Annotated in this window: 17 protein-coding genes; 12 read left to right on the top strand and 5 right to left on the bottom strand. The window is 56.6% G+C overall.

The features are described from left to right. Nucleotides 1-27: 27 nt before the first annotated feature. Entirely contained in the window at nt 28-1,083 is a 1,056-nt protein-coding gene (locus DBW_RS09325) for a response regulator (RefSeq protein WP_066727161.1), read from the bottom strand. Next, nucleotides 1,080-2,225: a sensor histidine kinase gene (locus DBW_RS09330; RefSeq protein WP_066727165.1), complete on the bottom strand. Its 1,146-nt coding sequence runs from the start codon at nt 2,223-2,225 to the stop codon at nt 1,080-1,082. The genes DBW_RS09325 and DBW_RS09330 overlap by 4 nt, the downstream gene beginning before the upstream one ends. A gap of 361 nt (nt 2,226-2,586) precedes the next feature. On the opposite strand from DBW_RS09330, the gene DBW_RS09335 reads away from it, so the two are divergent. Both DBW_RS09335 and DBW_RS09340 read left to right on the top strand, forming a co-directional pair. Then, nucleotides 2,587-4,203: an AAA family ATPase gene (locus DBW_RS09335; RefSeq protein ID WP_066727168.1), complete on the top strand. Its 1,617-nt coding sequence runs from the start codon at nt 2,587-2,589 to the stop codon at nt 4,201-4,203. A 2-nt stretch (nt 4,204-4,205) separates the two neighbouring features. Further along, entirely contained in the window at nt 4,206-4,826 is a 621-nt protein-coding gene (locus DBW_RS09340; protein ID WP_066727170.1) for a general secretion pathway protein GspB, read from the top strand. A gap of 83 nt (nt 4,827-4,909) precedes the next feature. Here the strand turns inward: DBW_RS09340 and bioA are convergent, their stop codons facing one another. The 3 genes from bioA to bioB are packed head-to-tail and all read right to left on the bottom strand — an operon-like array spanning nt 4,910 to nt 8,005. Next, nucleotides 4,910-6,259, bottom strand: a complete 1,350-nt coding sequence (gene bioA / locus DBW_RS09345) for an adenosylmethionine--8-amino-7-oxononanoate transaminase (RefSeq protein ID WP_066727173.1) — start codon at nt 6,257-6,259, stop codon at nt 4,910-4,912. Between the two features lie 29 nt (nt 6,260-6,288). Further along, on the bottom strand, nt 6,289-7,029 hold the full coding sequence (gene bioD / locus DBW_RS09350) for a dethiobiotin synthase (protein WP_066727175.1): 741 nt from the start codon (nt 7,027-7,029) through the stop codon (nt 6,289-6,291). Further along, nucleotides 7,019-8,005 carry a biotin synthase BioB gene (bioB, locus tag DBW_RS09355; protein ID WP_066729769.1) on the bottom strand — a complete coding sequence of 329 codons (987 nt, stop codon included), beginning with the start codon at nt 8,003-8,005 and terminating at the stop codon, nt 7,019-7,021. Before bioB ends, bioD begins: the two co-directional genes overlap by 11 nt. Nucleotides 8,006-8,203: 198 nt before the next feature. Here bioB and DBW_RS09360 point away from each other — a divergent pair, with 198 nt between their 5' ends. The 10 genes from DBW_RS09360 (at nt 8,204) to DBW_RS09410 (ending at nt 17,390) form a co-directional block, all read left to right on the top strand. Next, nucleotides 8,204-8,770 (top strand): helix-turn-helix domain-containing protein, encoded by a 567-nt coding sequence (locus DBW_RS09360; RefSeq protein WP_066727177.1) that lies wholly within the window; start codon nt 8,204-8,206, stop codon nt 8,768-8,770. A gap of 26 nt (nt 8,771-8,796) precedes the next feature. Continuing rightward, nucleotides 8,797-9,363 (top strand): helix-turn-helix domain-containing protein, encoded by a 567-nt coding sequence (locus DBW_RS09365; protein ID WP_066727179.1) that lies wholly within the window; start codon nt 8,797-8,799, stop codon nt 9,361-9,363. Nucleotides 9,364-9,815: 452 nt separating this feature from the next. Then, nucleotides 9,816-10,667, top strand: coding sequence for a tetratricopeptide repeat protein (locus tag DBW_RS09375; protein ID WP_066727182.1), 852 nt, complete (start codon nt 9,816-9,818; stop codon nt 10,665-10,667). A gap of 134 nt (nt 10,668-10,801) precedes the next feature. Next, a complete protein-coding gene (locus tag DBW_RS09380) occupies nt 10,802-11,077 on the top strand; it encodes an HU family DNA-binding protein (protein ID WP_066727183.1) in 276 nt (91 codons plus the stop codon). Nucleotides 11,078-11,568: 491 nt separating this feature from the next. Then, nucleotides 11,569-13,020 (top strand): OmpA family protein, encoded by a 1,452-nt coding sequence (locus DBW_RS09385; protein ID WP_066727185.1) that lies wholly within the window; start codon nt 11,569-11,571, stop codon nt 13,018-13,020. Continuing rightward, nucleotides 13,017-13,499 carry an OmpA family protein gene (locus DBW_RS09390; RefSeq protein ID WP_082820281.1) on the top strand — a complete coding sequence of 161 codons (483 nt, stop codon included), beginning with the start codon at nt 13,017-13,019 and terminating at the stop codon, nt 13,497-13,499. Before DBW_RS09385 ends, DBW_RS09390 begins: the two co-directional genes overlap by 4 nt. A gap of 9 nt (nt 13,500-13,508) precedes the next feature. Then, complete coding sequence (locus tag DBW_RS09395) at nt 13,509-13,982, top strand: cyclic nucleotide-binding domain-containing protein (RefSeq protein ID WP_082820282.1); 474 nt, start codon at nt 13,509-13,511, stop codon at nt 13,980-13,982. A 43-nt stretch (nt 13,983-14,025) separates the two neighbouring features. Beyond that, on the top strand, nt 14,026-14,670 hold the full coding sequence (locus DBW_RS09400) for a hypothetical protein (RefSeq protein WP_157471857.1): 645 nt from the start codon (nt 14,026-14,028) through the stop codon (nt 14,668-14,670). A gap of 95 nt (nt 14,671-14,765) precedes the next feature. Further along, nucleotides 14,766-16,457 (top strand): Na/Pi cotransporter family protein, encoded by a 1,692-nt coding sequence (locus DBW_RS09405; protein WP_066727191.1) that lies wholly within the window; start codon nt 14,766-14,768, stop codon nt 16,455-16,457. Continuing rightward, nucleotides 16,458-17,390: a Ppx/GppA phosphatase family protein gene (locus DBW_RS09410; protein ID WP_066727193.1), complete on the top strand. Its 933-nt coding sequence runs from the start codon at nt 16,458-16,460 to the stop codon at nt 17,388-17,390. It abuts the gene before it with no gap. Nucleotides 17,391-17,431: the final 41 nt, after the last annotated feature.

The raw sequence follows: 17,431 nt of genomic DNA on the forward strand, positions 1-17,431 counted from the left end.
CATTCCTTGTCGGGAGAGAGATTTCCTTCAAAAGATGGGGAGCCTTTCCATCCGGTCAAGCAGTTCCAGTGGCCGGTACCCTGGTTTGAGGGCGGCAACGACCCGTTTCTCACCCTGGCTGAAAAAGAGGTAACGAACCAGGCTGCGCGTGTTGAACAGCAGGTAACGGAGCACTCCACCGCCCAGAAGCGGGGAAAGTGCATCGGCCTGTTTGAGGTGGCTGACAAGCTCAAGCCTGGTCAGCCCGCAACCGTCGGGATATTGGAATTCGACGAAGTTGCGATTGTCGAGGACCACCATTTCGAGGACCCCCGGAGTGGAGCGCAAGAGACCGCGCAGGGCCTCCAGCCATGCCTCCACTTCCGGCCCTCGCCTGGCAGCGTCGGGTGATCCACGGCTGGTAGTGGGGTCACTGGCGCGTTCATCCCGGAGTCGGTGGGCTTCCATCAGCAGATGCTCGAGGCTGGTGGTGATCCGCTCGTCCCGGACGCGACAGACGGTATCCATTTCAATTTCCGTATCATCCCAGGTAACGATGTCGAGAGCGGCATCTTCTCCCTTCGCGGTTGTCGATTCAGCATCGATCAGCCGCCCCTGGCGGATAAAGAGGTAGCCAACCCGCGTTCCGGTCCGTACCTTGAGGGAACAGGTTTTCTTCTCCATGCTGATGAGTTGCAGGAAGGTCGCCAGGGTGATGCCGCGAATATAGCTGCGGCCCTCCGCGCTAAGAGAGCGGTCGATGGCGGCAACCAAAACCGCGAAATCGAGGGGCTTTTCCAGGTAGATTAGGCTGTTCATCCGACTCAGCCGGGCTTCGATTTCCGGCGTGCCGAAGGCAGTCATGACGATGACCGGGAGCTGGGGACGAAAACGGCTTACCCAGGCCAGGAGCTGGAAACCATCCATGACCGGCAGCTTGAGGTCGGTAACCAGCAGGTCGATCTTCTCCCGATGAAGAATTTCCGTTGCTTCCCGGCCGTTGCCGGCCAGCAGGATTGTCAGACCCGGGTTGTGGGCTGCGAGGCCGTCACGGAGACTGAGGAGAAAGCTCCGCTCATCATCGACGATCAGGATACGTTTCACTCCGCGCCTCCCTGCTCCGGTTCCCTCTCCTGCTCCGGCACGGCTGTCGTGGCCAGCAGGGGGAGAGAGACCGTAACGGTGGTCCCGACTCCCTCGCGGCTGTGGATCTCCACACTCCCGGTCATCAACGCCAGGAGTTTACGGGTAATCACCAGGCCGAGGCCGTTGCCGTTGGCCTTGGTGGTGTTAAAGGGCTGGAAGAGATGCTTGGCCTGGGCCTCCGTCATGCCGCAACCATTGTCGCGAACGATAAGCTGGGCCAGGTTTTCACGCTGGTAGGTGGTCAGGACCAGATGTGGGTTTTCCTTCTCACCCGCAAGGGCATCGACGGCGTTGGTTACCAGGTTTAGCAGAACCTGGTGCAGGGCCCGCTGGTCAATCCGAACCAGCAGAGGGGTGGGTGCCAGATGACAGCGTAGTTCGATCCCTTTCTTGTCAAGGTCGCGTTCGATCAGGGGAATGAAGTCACCCAGCAGTTCATTAAGATCAACAATGGTGCAGTCGACACTTTCAAACATGCTGAAATTTCGCAATGATCGCAGCAGAAACTCAATTCGCCCGATCTCACCGAGGGTTCGGTCAATATAGGTTTCAATTTGGGCCGGGGAAAAGTTTTCCAGATTGTTGCGCAGGACCGTCATTGTGACCTTGATGGAATTGAGGGGATTACCGATTTCATGACGAATTCCGGAAAAGATGAACCCGATGTTGTCCATGGTATTGACGGCCTGGGCGATCGATTCCAGGCGCGCCTTTTCGGTGATATTGCGAATAAAAAGACAGCAGCCTTCCGGCGAAATTCGGAAGAGGGAGAGACTGAGGATGCGGTCGCCATGGCGCTGGGCTGCCGTCCCCTGCAGGGGGATTGAACCGTCCTCACCTCGCAGGGGCTCGATCAGGAGGCGGTGCAGGGCAGGGTAACCAAGGGGAGCTTCGGTGTCGCCGAGGATTTCGAAGGAGGCTGCATTGCGGTAGCCGGTCTGGCGTGCGCCGAGGTCAAGGGTCAAGATCCCGATGTCAATCACCTGCAGGATGTCGTCCAGGGTGCCAGGCGCCAGCCCGGATTCCTGGCCGGTTTTTGCCGGGGAAGGGAAAAGTCTGTCATTGGGGCGGGGGGGACGCCCCCAGGGGAGTGGCCTCATGGGAGAAACCTGTCGGAGCCAGTTTGAAGGACGTGGTATTTTTAGAACGCGATTATAATTTAAACGAATATTCGTTACAAGGATTCCTTTCGCATGTGGATGATTTATTTCAATAATACAAAAAGCTACAAAAAATAAAAAATATAATAGTTTACGAGTTCTTAGATTCAGGATATTTAACGTTTTTTATGAAACGACTTTTTATTTTATGACATCTATCATGGGTTGAGAGCACGGATTCCTTCCGTGGTTGCTTTTCGCGCCGTTCGCTCCCTTCCTGGGAATTGTCATATCTGTCCAATTCATGGTATGAATTCGTTTGACTTTCCCCCTCCTCGATTGATGAGAGCGCCTACTGTCAATGTATTGCGAGCATTTTGGCCTGAAGGAAATTCCCTTTTCAATCGTGCCGGACCCGCGGTACCTCTATTTGAGTTCGGCTCATCGTGAGGCCATGGCTCATCTACTGTTCGCGCTGCGGGGGGAGGGTTGCTTTGCTTTGCTGACCGGTGAGGTCGGCACGGGGAAGACCCTGGTCTGTCGGTGCCTGCTTGAGCAGCTTCCCGAGGAGGTTCAGGTTGCGCTGATTATCAACCCGCGCCTGACCGTCAATGAGCTGCTGATCACTATCTGCGATGAGTTGGGGGTCTCCTGCCCGAGTGACCAGGCTGGTACCAAGGGGTATGTCGACCGCCTGAATCGCTATCTGCTCGATGCGCATGGTGCCGGCAAGACCGTTGTGCTGATCATCGATGAGGCGCAGAACCTTTCCGCCGAGGTGCTGGAGCAATTGCGCCTGTTGACCAACCTGGAGACCCGCAGTCACAAACTGTTGCAGGTTGTTCTTGTCGGTCAGCCCGAACTGCGGGCATTGCTGCAACGCCAGGATCTGCGCCAACTTGCCCAGCGGATTACCGCCCGCTACCACCTTGGTCCCCTTGGCCGGAACGATCTCGCTGCCTACCTCACCCATCGTCTTGAGGTTGCCGGCGTGCGCCGCCCGCTCTTTTCGGCGGCTGGTAGGCGACGACTCTTTCGATTGAGTGGCGGAATCCCGCGGTTGATCAATATCATCGCTGATCGTGCCCTGCTCGGTGCCTATGGCCAGGGCCGCCACCAGGTAAATGCCGCCCTGGTCTCTGCCGCGGCCCGGGAGGTTGGAGTCTTGGTTGCGCCGCGATGGCTCTCCCGCCGGCTGGTTGGCGAGATTGTGTTGTTGCTGGTGGTGGTCTGTTGCTGGTGGTGGATTGAAGTCCGGCAGCCAGCCGAGGCCGTCAATCCGGCGCTAACGCCGATGGTTGCTGCCAGCCCGGTTAGCCAGCAGCCGCCTCATGCCAAGAGCGACCCGGTTGCGGATGAAACCTGGTTTTCCAGAACCGACGCGGCCGGAAGCAGTCCCCAGGTGGCCTGGACCGCCTTGCTGCATCTTTGGGGGGACCCGTTTCCGGTTTCTGATGCGACTTGCCAAATCCCCCCGGAGAGCGGATTCGCCTGTCTTGAAGGAAGTGCCACTCTCGAGACCCTGCGCGCCCTCGACCGGCCTGCCATCCTGCGCCTGCAGAGTGCCGATGGAACCGACCTCTTCGCCTTGCTTGCCGGCCTGGATGGTGACCGTGCTGTTCTGGCGATGAAGGACCGGGTCGGTTTTCTTTCCGTAGCGCGGCTGCAGGAGTTGTGGTCCGGGGATTTTTCCCTGCTCTGGCAACCCTCGACTGCACCGGTCGCCCAGCTCCAGGCCGGAAGCTCGGGGCCTGCTGTCGAGTGGCTTGACGCTTGCCTTGCCCTGGCCGGGGTGCCGGGCCGGGAGGGGGATTCGAAATCGGACTTCGACCCGGCGTTGACCGGTCGGGTCAAGCAATATCAATTACGACAGGGGATTCTTCCTGACGGGATCGTCGGCCCACGCACCATGATTCTGTTGACCAATTTATTGGCGGCACCTGGGCCGCGATTGACCGACCTGTTCGGAAAGAGCTGACCATGTCGCTGATTCTTGATGCACTGAAAAAGGCTGAGGCAGATCGCCGCCAGACCCAGCCGCCATCACCTGTCACCACTTTTACGGCCGAGGCGCCGCCACGGTCAAGGCGGAACTGGCTGCTTGGATTGGTAATTCTCGGCGGATTGGGGGGCGCCGCTATTCTGATCTGGTGGTTACATCCCTGGGCTTCTGTGGTTGGCTCGGTCGAGGCCTCCAAGGTTACTGTTCAGCCCCCCTCGATCAGCCAGTTCCAGGAAAAGGAACCCGCTGCTCCGCCCAAAGTAATCCCCCCCCCGGTTCTGCCGGTTACGGCGCCGAAGCCTGAACCTGATCCACCCCTTGTTACACCATCGTCGTCGAAACCCGCGGTAGCCGTAACACCGAAAAGGGTTCCATCGCTTCGGGAACTGGCCCCGGCCGATCGGGTCCGGCTGCCGGAGATCAATCTCCAGCTCCACTTTTATACTGCGGACCCTGCCCGGCGCCTGGTGCGCATTAACGGGACCAATCTGCACGAAGGGGAGGAGGGGGGCGGCCTGCACGTCATCCAGATCCGTCCTGCCGATGTGGTCCTTGGTGTCGGTGGGGTGGAGTTCTCCTTGCCCGCAGGAAGGCCTTGATGAGGCGATCGGTCATATCTTCGGAATGACGACGGGCAGCTCCTGGGAGCTGCCCGTCGTCGTTCCGAAGAGTGCCGCCGCTGTTATTTTTCGGTGACGGCAACAATGGCCTGGTAGGCGATGTCGAGGAGCGAGTCGAGTTCATCGGCATTGATCGTTAAGGGTGGCATGAAATAGACAACATTTCCCAAAGGACGGAGCAGGGCGCCGCGCGCCAGTGCTTCGCGGTAGACTGCCAGACCGCGGCGCTCCTGCCAGGGGTAGGGAATCTTCCCGTTGCGGTCCTGAACCAGCTCGACCGCTGCTACCATGCCGCAGCGACGGAATTCCCCGACCTGGGCAAGGGCGGTGAAACGCGGGGCGGCGGCCTGGAGCTGGTTCATGCGCGGCGTCAACAGCTGAAGAATCTGTTCCTCTTCGAAAATCCGCAGGACTTCGACGGCGATTGCGCAGGCGAGGGGGTTGCCGGAGTAGGAGTGGGAGTGAAGAAAGGCCTTCATCGTGGCGTAATCATCGTAGAAAGCCCGGTAAATCTCTTCGCTCGTCAAGGTCACCGCCAGGGGCATGTAACCGCCGGTTATCCCCTTGGAGAGGCAGAGGAGGTCGGGTGTGGTTCCGGCGTGTTCATTGGCAAAGAGTCGCCCTGTACGGCCGAATCCGACCGCGATTTCATCGGCAATGTAGTGGACATCGCAGCGGGTGCAGAGCTCCCGGAGCTTGCGCAGGTAGACGGGGGGATAGACACGCATCCCGGCGGCCCCCTGGATCAGCGGTTCGATAATGACCCCGGCAATCTGTTCGTGCTCCTGCAGCAGCAGTCGCTCCATCTGTTCAATGCACTCGGCATTGCAGCTTTCCCGCTGTTTCTGGTAAGGGCAGCGGAAACAGTCGGGCCCCTGGACCTGGAACCCCTCCAGCAGGATCGGGCGATAGATCGAGCGGTAGAGGTCGCAGCCGCCGACCGAGAGAGCGCCGAGGGTTTCGCCATGGTAGGCGTCGGTCAGGGAGACAAAGCGGGTCTTCTGCCGGACACCGACCTGCTGCCAGTACTGGAAGCTCATTTTCAGGGCGACCTCTACCGCCGCTGAGCCATTGTCGGCGAAGAAGACCTTGGTCAGCCCCGGTGGCGCCAGTTCGCAGAGCCGGGCGGCGAGTTCAGCTGCGGGCTGGTGGGTGAACCCGGCAAAGATGTGGTGGGCGATTTTTCCGGTTTGCTCGGTGAGGGCCCGGTTGAGGCGGGGGTGGTTGTGGCCAAAGAGGTTGACCCACCAGGAAGAGACGCCATCGATAATGCGGTTACCGTCGTAGTCGACCAGATAAACGCCATCGCCCCTGGCGATCGGCAGGGGGGGCAGGAGTTCGTGGTCCTTCTGCTGGGTGCAGGGATGCCAGACGTGGGCTGCATCGAGCCGTAAAACTTCTTCCTTTTTCATCGGTTACCGAAATTCTCCACGAAAATACTTCAAGGAATGGGGGCGGGCAGATTGAGGGCGTCAAGTAGCCAGGGGAGGGTAGGAAGGGCCTGCAGGTGATCCGCCAGGGCTGTCATCTTTTCGCTATCCTCGCCACTGACCCTGGGCAACACCCCGAGCAGATCGGCGGATGCCAGCGAGGCCAGGGCGTGGGGTGCACTTGCTTCAGCCTGGTCGGGTTGGTCCGGGAGTCCGTTGATCAGGTAGCCTGCCAACCCGATGCCCATGGTGCGGGCGGCGAAGAGGGTCAACAGGGTGTGGTTGATCGTTCCGAGCCCGGGACGGCAGATGGTGAGTAACGGCAGGCCCGCATCGCGCGCCAGGTCGGCGACCAGGTAGCCGCCGGCCAGTGGCGTCATCAGTCCGCCGGCCCCCTCGACAATGAGAAACTGGTGTCGGCTGCCAAGCTTCCTGATCCCTGCGATCAGGTTTTCCGGGTTGATCCGCACCCCTTCCTGTTCAGCGGCAACCGAGGGCGCCAAGGGGAGGGCCAGCCGTACCGGGGCGAGCAGCTCCTCGTCGATTGCCACCTCGGCACCGAGGCGCAGCAGCCGGGCGTCCGGACCGGGTTGGGAGGGGTCGAAAACACCGCTTTCAACCGGCTTGCAGACGCCGACATCAATGCCGCGCCGGCGCAGAAAGCGGGCCAGGGCGGCGGCGACCAGGGTCTTGCCGACGCCGGTGTCGGTGCCGGTTATGAAAATGCCGCGCCGGTCCCGGTCAGCAGCCATGGACTAAAACCTCGGCATCCTGAAACATCTGCAGGTCGATATCCCGATTCCGTCCCCTGGTCGTCAGGTAATTGCCGACCATCGTTCCGCTGGCGCCGGCCATGAAGATCCAGGACTGGAATTCCCGGAGGTTGTGTTCCCGACCGCCGCAGACTCCGATTCGCTGGCGGGGGAGGAAGTAGCGGAACAGGGCGATAATGCGCAGGCAGTCCATCGGGGTCAGATAATCCGCTGCAGCCAGCCTGGTACCTGGCACCGGGTTGAGAAAATTGAGGGGAACCGAGTCGACCTCTAGTTCCCGGATTGTTCGGGCGAGTTCGACCCGCTGGGAGAGCGACTCTCCAAGGCCGAAGATGCCGCCGCAACAGACGCGCATGCCGGCGGCCTTGGCCACCCGCACGGTTTGAATGTCCTCTTCGTAGTCGTGGGTGGTGCAGACCTCGGGAAAAAACGTTCGCGCGGTTTCGAGGTTGTGATGATAGGTGGCGCAGCCGGCTTCCGCCAGGCGCTTTGCCGTTCCCGCGTCGAGAATGCCGAGGGAGGCCGAAGGATCGATCCCGCCCAGGGCGCGAATTTCCCGCAGGGCCTGCAGGACCCTCTCGAATTCTGGGCCCTGGGTGACGCGGGTGCCGCTGGTGACGATGCCAAAACAGTGCGAGCCTTCCTGAAGCGCGGCCCTGGCACCGGCGACCATTTCTTCGACACTTTTCAGGGGGTAGACCGGTGCATCGGTGCGGGCATGAGCAGACTGGGCGCAAAAGGCGCAATTCTCGGCACAGCGCCCTGATTTGGCATTGATAATAGAGCAGAGTTCGGCGTGATTGCCGAAGGCCGTTTCGCGAAGATGATGGGCGCCGGCGAAAATACGGGTCAGATCCGCACCGCGGGCACCGAGAATGGCCAGGCCTTCCGCTTCCGTTGGGATTTCGCCAGTCTTGACTCTCTCCACCAGGCGGTCGATCTCCTGAAATGTCATGGTCACAGTCGCGCTCCTTGAATGAAAAGTTGGCGAGGATTATCGGGGAGGTGTCGCCATTTGTCAACCGCTAGCAGGTGAGTGGTTGACAAATGGTTAGGGAATTACCATTTAGTGGATATTGGGAATCATATCGTATTGACAGGGTTGTCTGGAAAATGATAGAACAACATCTCATTTTATTCGAGGTGACAGGTTATGGTGAAAAAACTGATCGGGCGGAAACTGAAGGCCACGCGCCTGAAAAATGATATGACTATCCAGGAATTGGCCGAAAGATCCAAAGTCTCTTCCAACATGATTTCAAGAATCGAACGGGGTCTCACAATCCCTTCCGTCGAAATTCTCATGAAGCTCGCCGGGGCCTTCGGGATGAGCGTCAATTATTTTGTCGAAGAAGCCTCGCACGGCACGACGGTTGTTCATACCCGAAAGGGAATGGGACAACCGATTTTCTTTTTTGAAGACAAGCACCAGATTACCAGCCTGACCCAGGGGATTCGCGATCCGAGTTTTGCCGTTTTCTACGACACCCTCGAAGCAGGGTGTAGCAGCGGGGAAGGGGGGATGGTCCATACGGGGGAGGAATTCGCTCTGGTTTTAAGTGGCAGAATGGAATTCTTCATTGAGGGGGAGTCCTTTTTGCTCGAAGAGGGGGATTCCCTGACCTTTAAGGCCTCCTTGCCCCATCGCTGGCGGAATCTGCACCCTGGACAGACCCTGGTGCTCTGGGTTGTTTCTCCAGCCCCGAACCTGGCTCAGTAACAGCAACGCGCTGCGGAGATAACCGGATGAAGATCAAGAAAATTGTCGGCAAAAAACTGAAATCGATCCGCCTTAAGAATGACCTGACGATTCAGGAGTTGGCGGCAAAGTCACGGGTGTCGTCCAACATGATCTCCCGCATTGAACGCGGATTGACGATCCCCTCGGTCGAAATCCTGATGAAGCTGGCCGGTGTTTTTGATAAAAGTATCAATTATTTCGTCGAAGAAGTTACCACGACCCACGAAGTCGTCCACACTTCTCCGGGAGCGCGCGACAAGACTGTCTACGACGACGAGTACAACATGCATACCGAGTCCTTTACCTCCGGATTGCGAGACCCCCAGTTCTCCTCGTTTTTTTGTACCGTCCAGAAAGGCGGGACCAGTGGCGAACAGAACATGTATCATCCCGGGGATGAACTCATCTATGTTCTCGATGGTTGTTTGCGGGTGACCATTGCCGGGGAAACCCATATCCTCAATTCCGGAGACAGCCTCTCTTTCAAGTCGCATTTGCCGCATCGATGGGATAATATCGGTGACAATGATGCCAAGGTCATCTGGACACTGTCCCCCTTTACTACCATCTGAAACCCCCAAAAAACGGTTAAACAATGGCATTTTTTAAACGACTCTTCGCGTCAGGAAATCCTCTTGACGCGACTCGCCGCGCCTTTGCCCGTGGGGAATGGGCGGAGGTATTGGCGCTTGCCGAAGGGGCAGACCTTTCTCTCCTGGACGAGGAGGGGCGCATTGCTCTTGAGGATTGCCGATCCCAGGCCTGTAACCGGCTTGGAGAATTGAACCTGCGCGAAGCTGAGGCCTTTTTGCGTGCAGGCGATCTGGAACGAGCCAGGGATCATCTCTCCCTGGCCGAATCCCAGGCAGAAGATTCACTCCTCCTGGCAGAAATCAGGCGAATCCAAGAACAATCCGTTGCTGACCAAAAGGAAGTCCCCCCCTCCTCAAAGGCCGCAACGGATTGCAGCAGTGGCTGCGGACCCGGATGTGCTCCAGGCGCGGATCCCCTCCCCGCCCCAACCGTGGAGAGCTCTGGCCTCGACCTGGATACCCGGCTCGAACTCTGCCTGGGCGGTTATCCTGAGGACCTGACCGAGCGTTACCTAGGCCTCGATGAGGAGTTGAAGGGCGCTATCCTTCTCGCCCATGGCGGCGAGGACGAAGCCGCTATGAAGGCTTTCGGCTGCTTGTCAGAGGAGTTGCGGGACGAGCATTTCTATTATGAACGCGGTCTTGTTGCTGCCCGGATGGGAGAGTCCGAGGCCGCTCTCGCTGATTTGCAGCATTGCCTGCAATTGTTCTCCGCCCATCCCTTCGCCGGTGATGTGTTGGTAAGCCTGCTGCTTTCCTCTGGGCACCACCAGCAGGCGGATGATTTATTGACCCAGCTAGCTGCCGCCGGCTATCCGGAGGCCTTTTGTTGCGCTCGCAGAGCCTTTCTCGAAACCTTTCGCGGCAATCGTGAGATCGCCCTGTCCAACGCTGAAAAGGCATTTCAGGCCGGCAACCGCGAGGGGGAGCTACTCGTCCTGCTTGGCCAGCTTCTGGAAAGGAAGGGGCTACTGGGTGAGGCGGAGCGGGTCTTTGCGATGACCGGGGGCGCTGGTGGCTGCGGGGGTGGTAGCGGGGTGCCGCTGGCGCTTGCCGAATTCTGGCTTCGTCAGGGGCGGGAACTCGACCGGGCCCTGGATGGATTCAAGGCGGCCTGGCAGAAGGAGCCGGACAATCCGCTCTGGATGGTGCGTACCGCCCAGGCCTACCTCGCCAAAGGTTGGCAAAAAGAGGGGGTGGCCTTGATCAACCGGGTTCTGGCCCGGCAGGATGTGCCCGAATCTCTCCTGGAGGAAGCGCGCAAAGCTCTTGAGGGCAATTGATTACTCCGCGTGGTATTAATTCACCGAGACCGCTATTGACAGGATTTAACTCCTCGCTATAGTTGTGCTATCCGGGAAACACGCTTTAGCAAAAGGGACGCAGGCATAAAGTTGAAAACCATCGGGGAGGCGCTATGAACAAATCGGAATTGGTCGATGCTCTCGCAGGTGAGAAGAATCTGACCTACAAAAAAGCCGAGGAGATTGTAAATATCATCTTTGATTCCATGGCCTCCACGCTCTCCAGCGGGGGCCGGATTGAGATACGCGGCTTCGGCAGTTTCGTTGTCAAAGACTACAAGGCGTATATGGGGCGCAACCCCAAAACCGGGGAGGTCATCAAGGTGAATCCCAAAAAGCTCCCCTTTTTCAAGGTCGGAAAGGAGTTGCGGGAGAAGGTCAACATCTAAAGGAACAGGTTCCGCCAGGAAAATTCTGTCGTCTACGTTTTTTGCCCGGGATGATTCAGCTATTATCCCGGGCATTCGTTTGTCGCCCCCCAGGAGCCAGAAATCTCTGAGTGGACGGGACAGGCCCCGCTCTCCCGATTCAAAGTCGCCAAGCCTTCAGTAAACCAAAGGTTTTCCCCATATTGTTATATCTTCGGAAGAAATGATTTCGCAGGGTGCTCGTTATTCTCCTGATGGGGGTCCCTTGGCACAATCCTTGATTACATCACGACTGTTTATGGCCGTATTTTTTCCATTCCGGCGTGGAATTGCTCCTAGAGTTGCAGAGATTATCTACCGGAATCGGGTGAAGTGAATGCACCGGTGTCGTTGGTTGCGGTAAAGATATGGAAACAGTTGATTTTTACCTGTCGCAATGCTATGTAAGACGGCGTTTGCACTACCCTCTGAGTATCGTTTTTCGCTGATTCGTGATGGCGAGAAGGATTTGCATGAAACACGGGTTCCTTGCATGTTTTCTGGGTGTTCTCCTGCTGGCTTTTTTTCCTGTGCCGGTCGATGCAAATCCGACCCAGTATGGTGATACGGGGCTTTTTTCGCAACCGACCGCCGACACGCTGAATGCGGGAAATATCTGCATTGGCCTCTGGGCCAACTGCTCTTCCGGTCCGGACGAATCGAGCGCGACAATCGCCCCCGTTGCCATCACCCTTGGCCTGGGAAGTTTTCTGGAAGCCTACGGGTCATATCCCAATATACTTTTCAATGATGAGGATCTGGCCAGCGGACGTGGATTTGCCAATCTCGGCATGAAGGCCCGAATCCTTGGGCAAAGATCCTCCCCATTCAAACTCTCTCTCGACGGGCAGGTTCGAAGGAGTATATCCGACAATAAAAATCTTGACGGGAAAACAGACTACCTGACGAGGGCAATAGCGAGTTTCAAGTTGGAGCGGATCGGTCTCCACGCCAATTTCGGTTACCAGTCCAACCAGTTGACTTACGACAACTACCTTTATGGTGGTGGCCTGGAGTTTTTTCCCTCCTCTCGTCTCCGTCTTATTGCAGAAGTTGAGAGTGGGACCGAACGAGTCCCAGGAAAGGGCGGCCCTGGCGAGGTTATGGCGGGGTTTCAATATTTCTTCTCTCCTCATCTGACCGTTAATAGCGGACTCGGGTTTGGTTTTGCTGACAGGAGTCCCGACTGGAGATTCATTTTTGGCTTGAGCGCCTGCCAGGGGATTGGCACATACTCGCGCCCCATTCCGAAACTGGTTGAACCTGAAGCGGAAGTCTCCGAACCCGTGGCCGAGCCCGTCAAGGTGGTCAAGATCAAGACACTGACCCCCCTGATACCCAAAACGGTTGTCCCGGTCGCAGAGCCTGTCAACAAGCTCGAGGTTCCGGTGGAGCAGGGGAAAGAAGAGATCATCCTCTATCCGGAAGACAGCCTGGCGTTTCCCGCAACGGCATTGTCCGGTGCGGCGTTGCCAATCTCTCCGGTTGGCAGCCTGCCAGCCATCACAACCTCGCAAACTCAGGCTACGGTTATTTCCAAACCGGTCAGAACTCTGGTGTACCGGAAATTCGTCCTGCCTGAACTGACTTTTGATTTTAACCAGTGGGTCCTCTCCGCTGAAGGCGAGCAGGCTGTGGCAGAAATCGCCGAGCTATTACGTAAAGATAATCGCTGGTACATCATCAGGATGGATGGGCATACCGACAGTATCGGTTCCTATCGTTACAATGAAAGGCTTTCCCTGAAGCGGGCGATCTCCTATGCCAGTTATATGGTCTCCCATAATGGAGTGGACTTGACAAGAGTCTTTGTCAAGGGATTTGGCGAGAGTCAGCCGATTGCGGACAATGCTACACCGGAGGGCCGCGCCCTGAACCGCCGTGTAGAAATTCTGGTATTGATTCCCAAGGGAGGGGAGGGATGAAAGTCTGGTTGACAGCGTTAATGTTACTGATCTGTTATAGTGAAGCGACTGCTTCCGGAGAAGGATTGACCGAGGATCGCCTAAAACACTTTTTTACGTCCCAAACCGTTATCGCCAGCATCAAATTTTCACCGGGTTCGTTCAAACTTGACGCAGCGGCCAAGGAGGCCCTGGATCTGGTTTTTTCCAACCTTCAGGATTTGGATCTGAAGCAGAAGGTGATTCGCGCTGAGGGACTTCCAGGTGGCGGGATTTCCAACGGCAAAAATCTTGATCTCAATATCCGCCGCGTAAAAGCCGTTGAAGACTATCTTCGGACTCGGCACAAGCTGAAAATCGAACGCTATATGGTCGGCTTTGGTTCGGCGGATTCCAAGGATGCCAGGTTGGAGGAAAATCAGGTAGATATCGTCCTTTATGATAATATCTGGGACCTTGAGCAGGTTGGTGTCGAGACCGTGACCAAACTGCAGAAATAGACACCACCTATGACTGTCAATCTTGACTCGCTTAAAAGCTGTTTTATCTTTAAGGAGATGAGCGATGCAGAAATCCACCTTCTTGCGGAACTCTTTGTCGAAAAACGATTGAGCGAAGGGATGACGGTCTTTGTCGAGCACATGCCCGGCGAGTCCCTCTACCTCATCCAGGCCGGTACCATCCGAATCTCCAAAATGATCTCGGAAGGGGATGAGAAGACCCTGGTGATCCTCGGCCCTGATGATGTTTTCGGCGAAATGGCCATTCTTGATGGTGCCCCCCGGTCTGCCACGGCCAGGGTCATTGAAGAGGCCCGACTCCTTTCTTTGCGCAAGTCCGATTTTGAAACTCTTTGTAAGAAAAATCCGAGCCTCGGTCTGCGGTTGATGAGAAACATTGTTCGCGTGTTCAGCCAACGAACCAGAGAGAATCATGAGGATTACCGGTTGATGCTACTCTGGTCATTGGCCGAAAAGGCGTAAGGGAAGGAGTATGGTGTGTCCTTCCGGAAAGAGAGGGTTCGGCATGAGAATCGTTTTTCCTGGTGTATTTGCCTTGATATTGCTTCTCTCCGGATGCGGCATTACTGTCGTTCCCCGGCCCCAGAATTCAGACGCGTTGGTCAATCCCGCCGATCGCTCGATTACGGAAACCCGCAACGGCCTTGAAATTTCCGCTCGCGTCCAGGAGTTGGGTGTCGGCTCCTATCAAGTCGGCGAGAACATCACCTCCTTCTACCTCGTGGTTGTCAATCATCGGCAACAAGAGGTGACGGTCCCCCTGGAGTCGTTCTATCTGGTTGACGCAGGGGGTACCCAGGTGCGACCGTTGCCCCCCCAAAACGTCCTGGCGACTCTGGATCGGCAATCGGACTACCTGATCCCTTATCCCTATGTTGGATACTATTACCTCGAAGATTCCCGCTGGGCTGATTCGACAGACACCATGGGGAGTTCACTGCCGTACTATGCGACCAACCATCCCCAGGAGTTACTGGATGAGGCCCTGCCTGTCACTCCCGTGCTTTCCGGCGCCAGGGTCGCCGGCATGGTCTATTTTCCTGTTGATCTGGCGACCAAGAAATCGATCGAGTTAAGAGTCTATCTGCCCGGAACTTCCATCTCTGGTCCCCCCGATTTCACCTTTCCCTTTTCAATTGAAAAAAACTGACTCCTTGGTTATAGTGCCACGGGTGTTAATCCTTTCAACTTAAGGGAATTCCGACCCTTTTCGGTTCGAATGATTCCACCAGCGGAGTATGCCCGGTGCTTGATGCGGTATTAAACCAGCAGCTTATTTTTGGCCTCGTCGGCGGACTTGGCCTGTTTCTTTTTGGCATGAAGATCATGTCGGAAGGTTTACAAAAGGTGGCCGGCGACCGGATGCGCAAAATCCTCGCGGCGCTGACCAACAATCGGATTGTCGGCACCCTGGTTGGTGTTGCCGTGACCGCAATTATCCAGTCTTCCAGTGCAACGACCGTCATGGTCGTCGGATTTGTCAATGCCGGCCTGATGTCGCTGGTCCAATCGATTGGCGTTGTCCTTGGCGCCAATATCGGCACCACGATCACCGCCCAGTTGATCGCCTTCAAGATAACCAAGTATGCACTGCCGGCGATTGGCCTGGGGACCGGGCTGAAACTCTTCTCCAGCAGTAAGCGATGGACTTACATCGGCGAGATCCTGCTTGGTTTCGGTATCCTCTTTTTTGGTCTGCAGATTATGGAGCAGGCTTTCGAGCCGCTGAAAAAAAGCCAGGAATTCCGTGAAATGTTCATCATGGTTGGCGATCATCACCTCCTCGGGGTCCTGATCGGCACCGTCCTGACCATGATCGTGCAAAGCAGCAGCGCCACCATCGGTATCACGATCGCCCTTTCCAGCACCGGACTGATCTCCTTCGAGGCCAGCATTGCCCTGATACTCGGCGAAAATATCGGTACCACGATAACCGCCAATCTCGCCGCCATCGGCACCAATCTCGCTGCCCGCCGGACCGCCTTCGCTCACTTTCTCTTCAACGCCATCGGCGTTGCCTATATGCTGATTTTTTTCAATTATTTCGCTCATTTTATCAACAGTATCACACCTGGTGATGCTGATTTTATGATTCAAACCCAGCAGCAGGCCGCCAGCCTCGGCGGCGCTATTGGCGACAAGCCCTTTATTGCTCGTCATATCGCCAACACCCATACCCTGTTCAATATTCTCAATACCATCGTCTTTCTCCCCCTCGTCGGCGTACTGGCCAAATTGACAACCCTGATGATCCGGGGCCGCGAGGAAGAGATGGAGTTTCACTTGAAGTTTATCGACAACCGGGTTCTCAACACTCCGCCGATTGCTCTAGGCCAAGCCCGTTCCGAAACCCGGCGCATGGCTATGACGGCCCTCGAGATGGTCGATGAAACGGTCGCTTATCTTCAGGATCAGGATGAAAAAAGAATTCCTTCCCTGGAGAAGAAGGAGGAACTGGTCGATCTGTTGCAAAAGGAGATCACTGACTTTCTGGTGGCACTCTCCCAAAAATCGATTACCCAGGAAACCAGCAAGGATATCGCCTCGATGATGAACATGGTCAATGACCTCGAGCGGGTTGGTGACCATTGTGAAAATTTATGGCGCCTGGGGCAGCGGAAGCGGGAACAGAAAGTTCTTTTTTCGGAAATTGCCATTGACGAGATCGTCGATATGGCACGACATACCCGAGATTTTCTCGGCTTTGTCGTCGAAGCGATCGAGCGGGGCGACCGGACCATTCTCGACAAGGCCCTGCACATGGAATCGGTGGTGGACGATACCGAGGAGGTGCTTCGCAACAATCATATCTCCCGCCTCAATACCGGTGAATGTGCGGTGCTTCCCGGACTCATCTTTATCGACATGCTGCACAATTTCGAAAAGATCGGGGACCACACCTTCAATATTGCCGAGGCCGTGGTCGGGAAGAAATAAATGTTTGCCGCCATAGATGTCGGGTCCAATACGGTGCGGATGCTGCTTGCATCGGTGACTGGCGATGGTTCCCTGCTTCCCCTGCATTATTTCCGGAAAGTGACCCGTCTCGGTGGCGGGATCACCAGCAATGAGGGTCTGGCTTCTGAAGCAATGGAGCGGACCCTACTTGCGTTACAACAGTGTGCCGCGGAACTTGCCACCGCCAGGGTTGACGGGGTGGCCGCCGTTGGAACTGCGGCTCTGCGTCGCGCTAAAAACGGCAAGGCGTTCGTCGCAAGAATCCAACGTGAGACCGGTCTGGTTGTTGACGTTGTCGACGGCGAAAAAGAAGCCTACCTGGCCGCGACCGGCGTTCTCGCTGCGCTGGATCCGAAACCTTCCCATGCGTTGATTTTCGATATCGGCGGCGGCAGTACCGAATTCATTCTGGTCGTGGATGGTAAACACCTCTTTTATCGCAGCTATCCGCTTGGGGTCGTCTCGCTTTGTGAAGAAGGGGGCGACCCGTCAATGCAATATCGGCAAATCGAAACCTGCCTGGACGCTTTACAGCGGGACCTGCGAAGGGCTAATCTCCTGGACCTGATCCAGGACAAGCGCACGCTTTTGGTTGGCACGGCAGGAACCGTCACGACCCTCGCCGCCCTGCAGCTCGGCATGGAAAAATACGATTGGCGGCGGGTAAACAATCTGCTCCTGACGCAGCATGATCTCCAGAACTGGGCCAGGCGTCTTGGCGAACTCGACGTGGCTGAGAGGGAGCGCCTGCCGGGACTGGAAAAGGGGAGGGGTGACCTGATTCTTCCCGGGGTGATGATAGTTCTGCAGCTGCTTCGCCTTTTTTCCAGAGAGAGCCTGACAGTCAGTGATTTTGGCCTCCTTGAAGGGCTCCTGCTTGAACACGCCAGAATTACGCAGAGGCTTGATTAAATTGACTTCTTTTTGACACTAAACTATATTCACCATCTTTA

Origin of the sequence: Desulfuromonas sp. DDH964 (assembly GCF_001611275.1) — a bacterium.
In the GTDB taxonomy this organism is placed as follows: Bacteria; Desulfobacterota; Desulfuromonadia; order Desulfuromonadales; family DDH964; genus DDH964.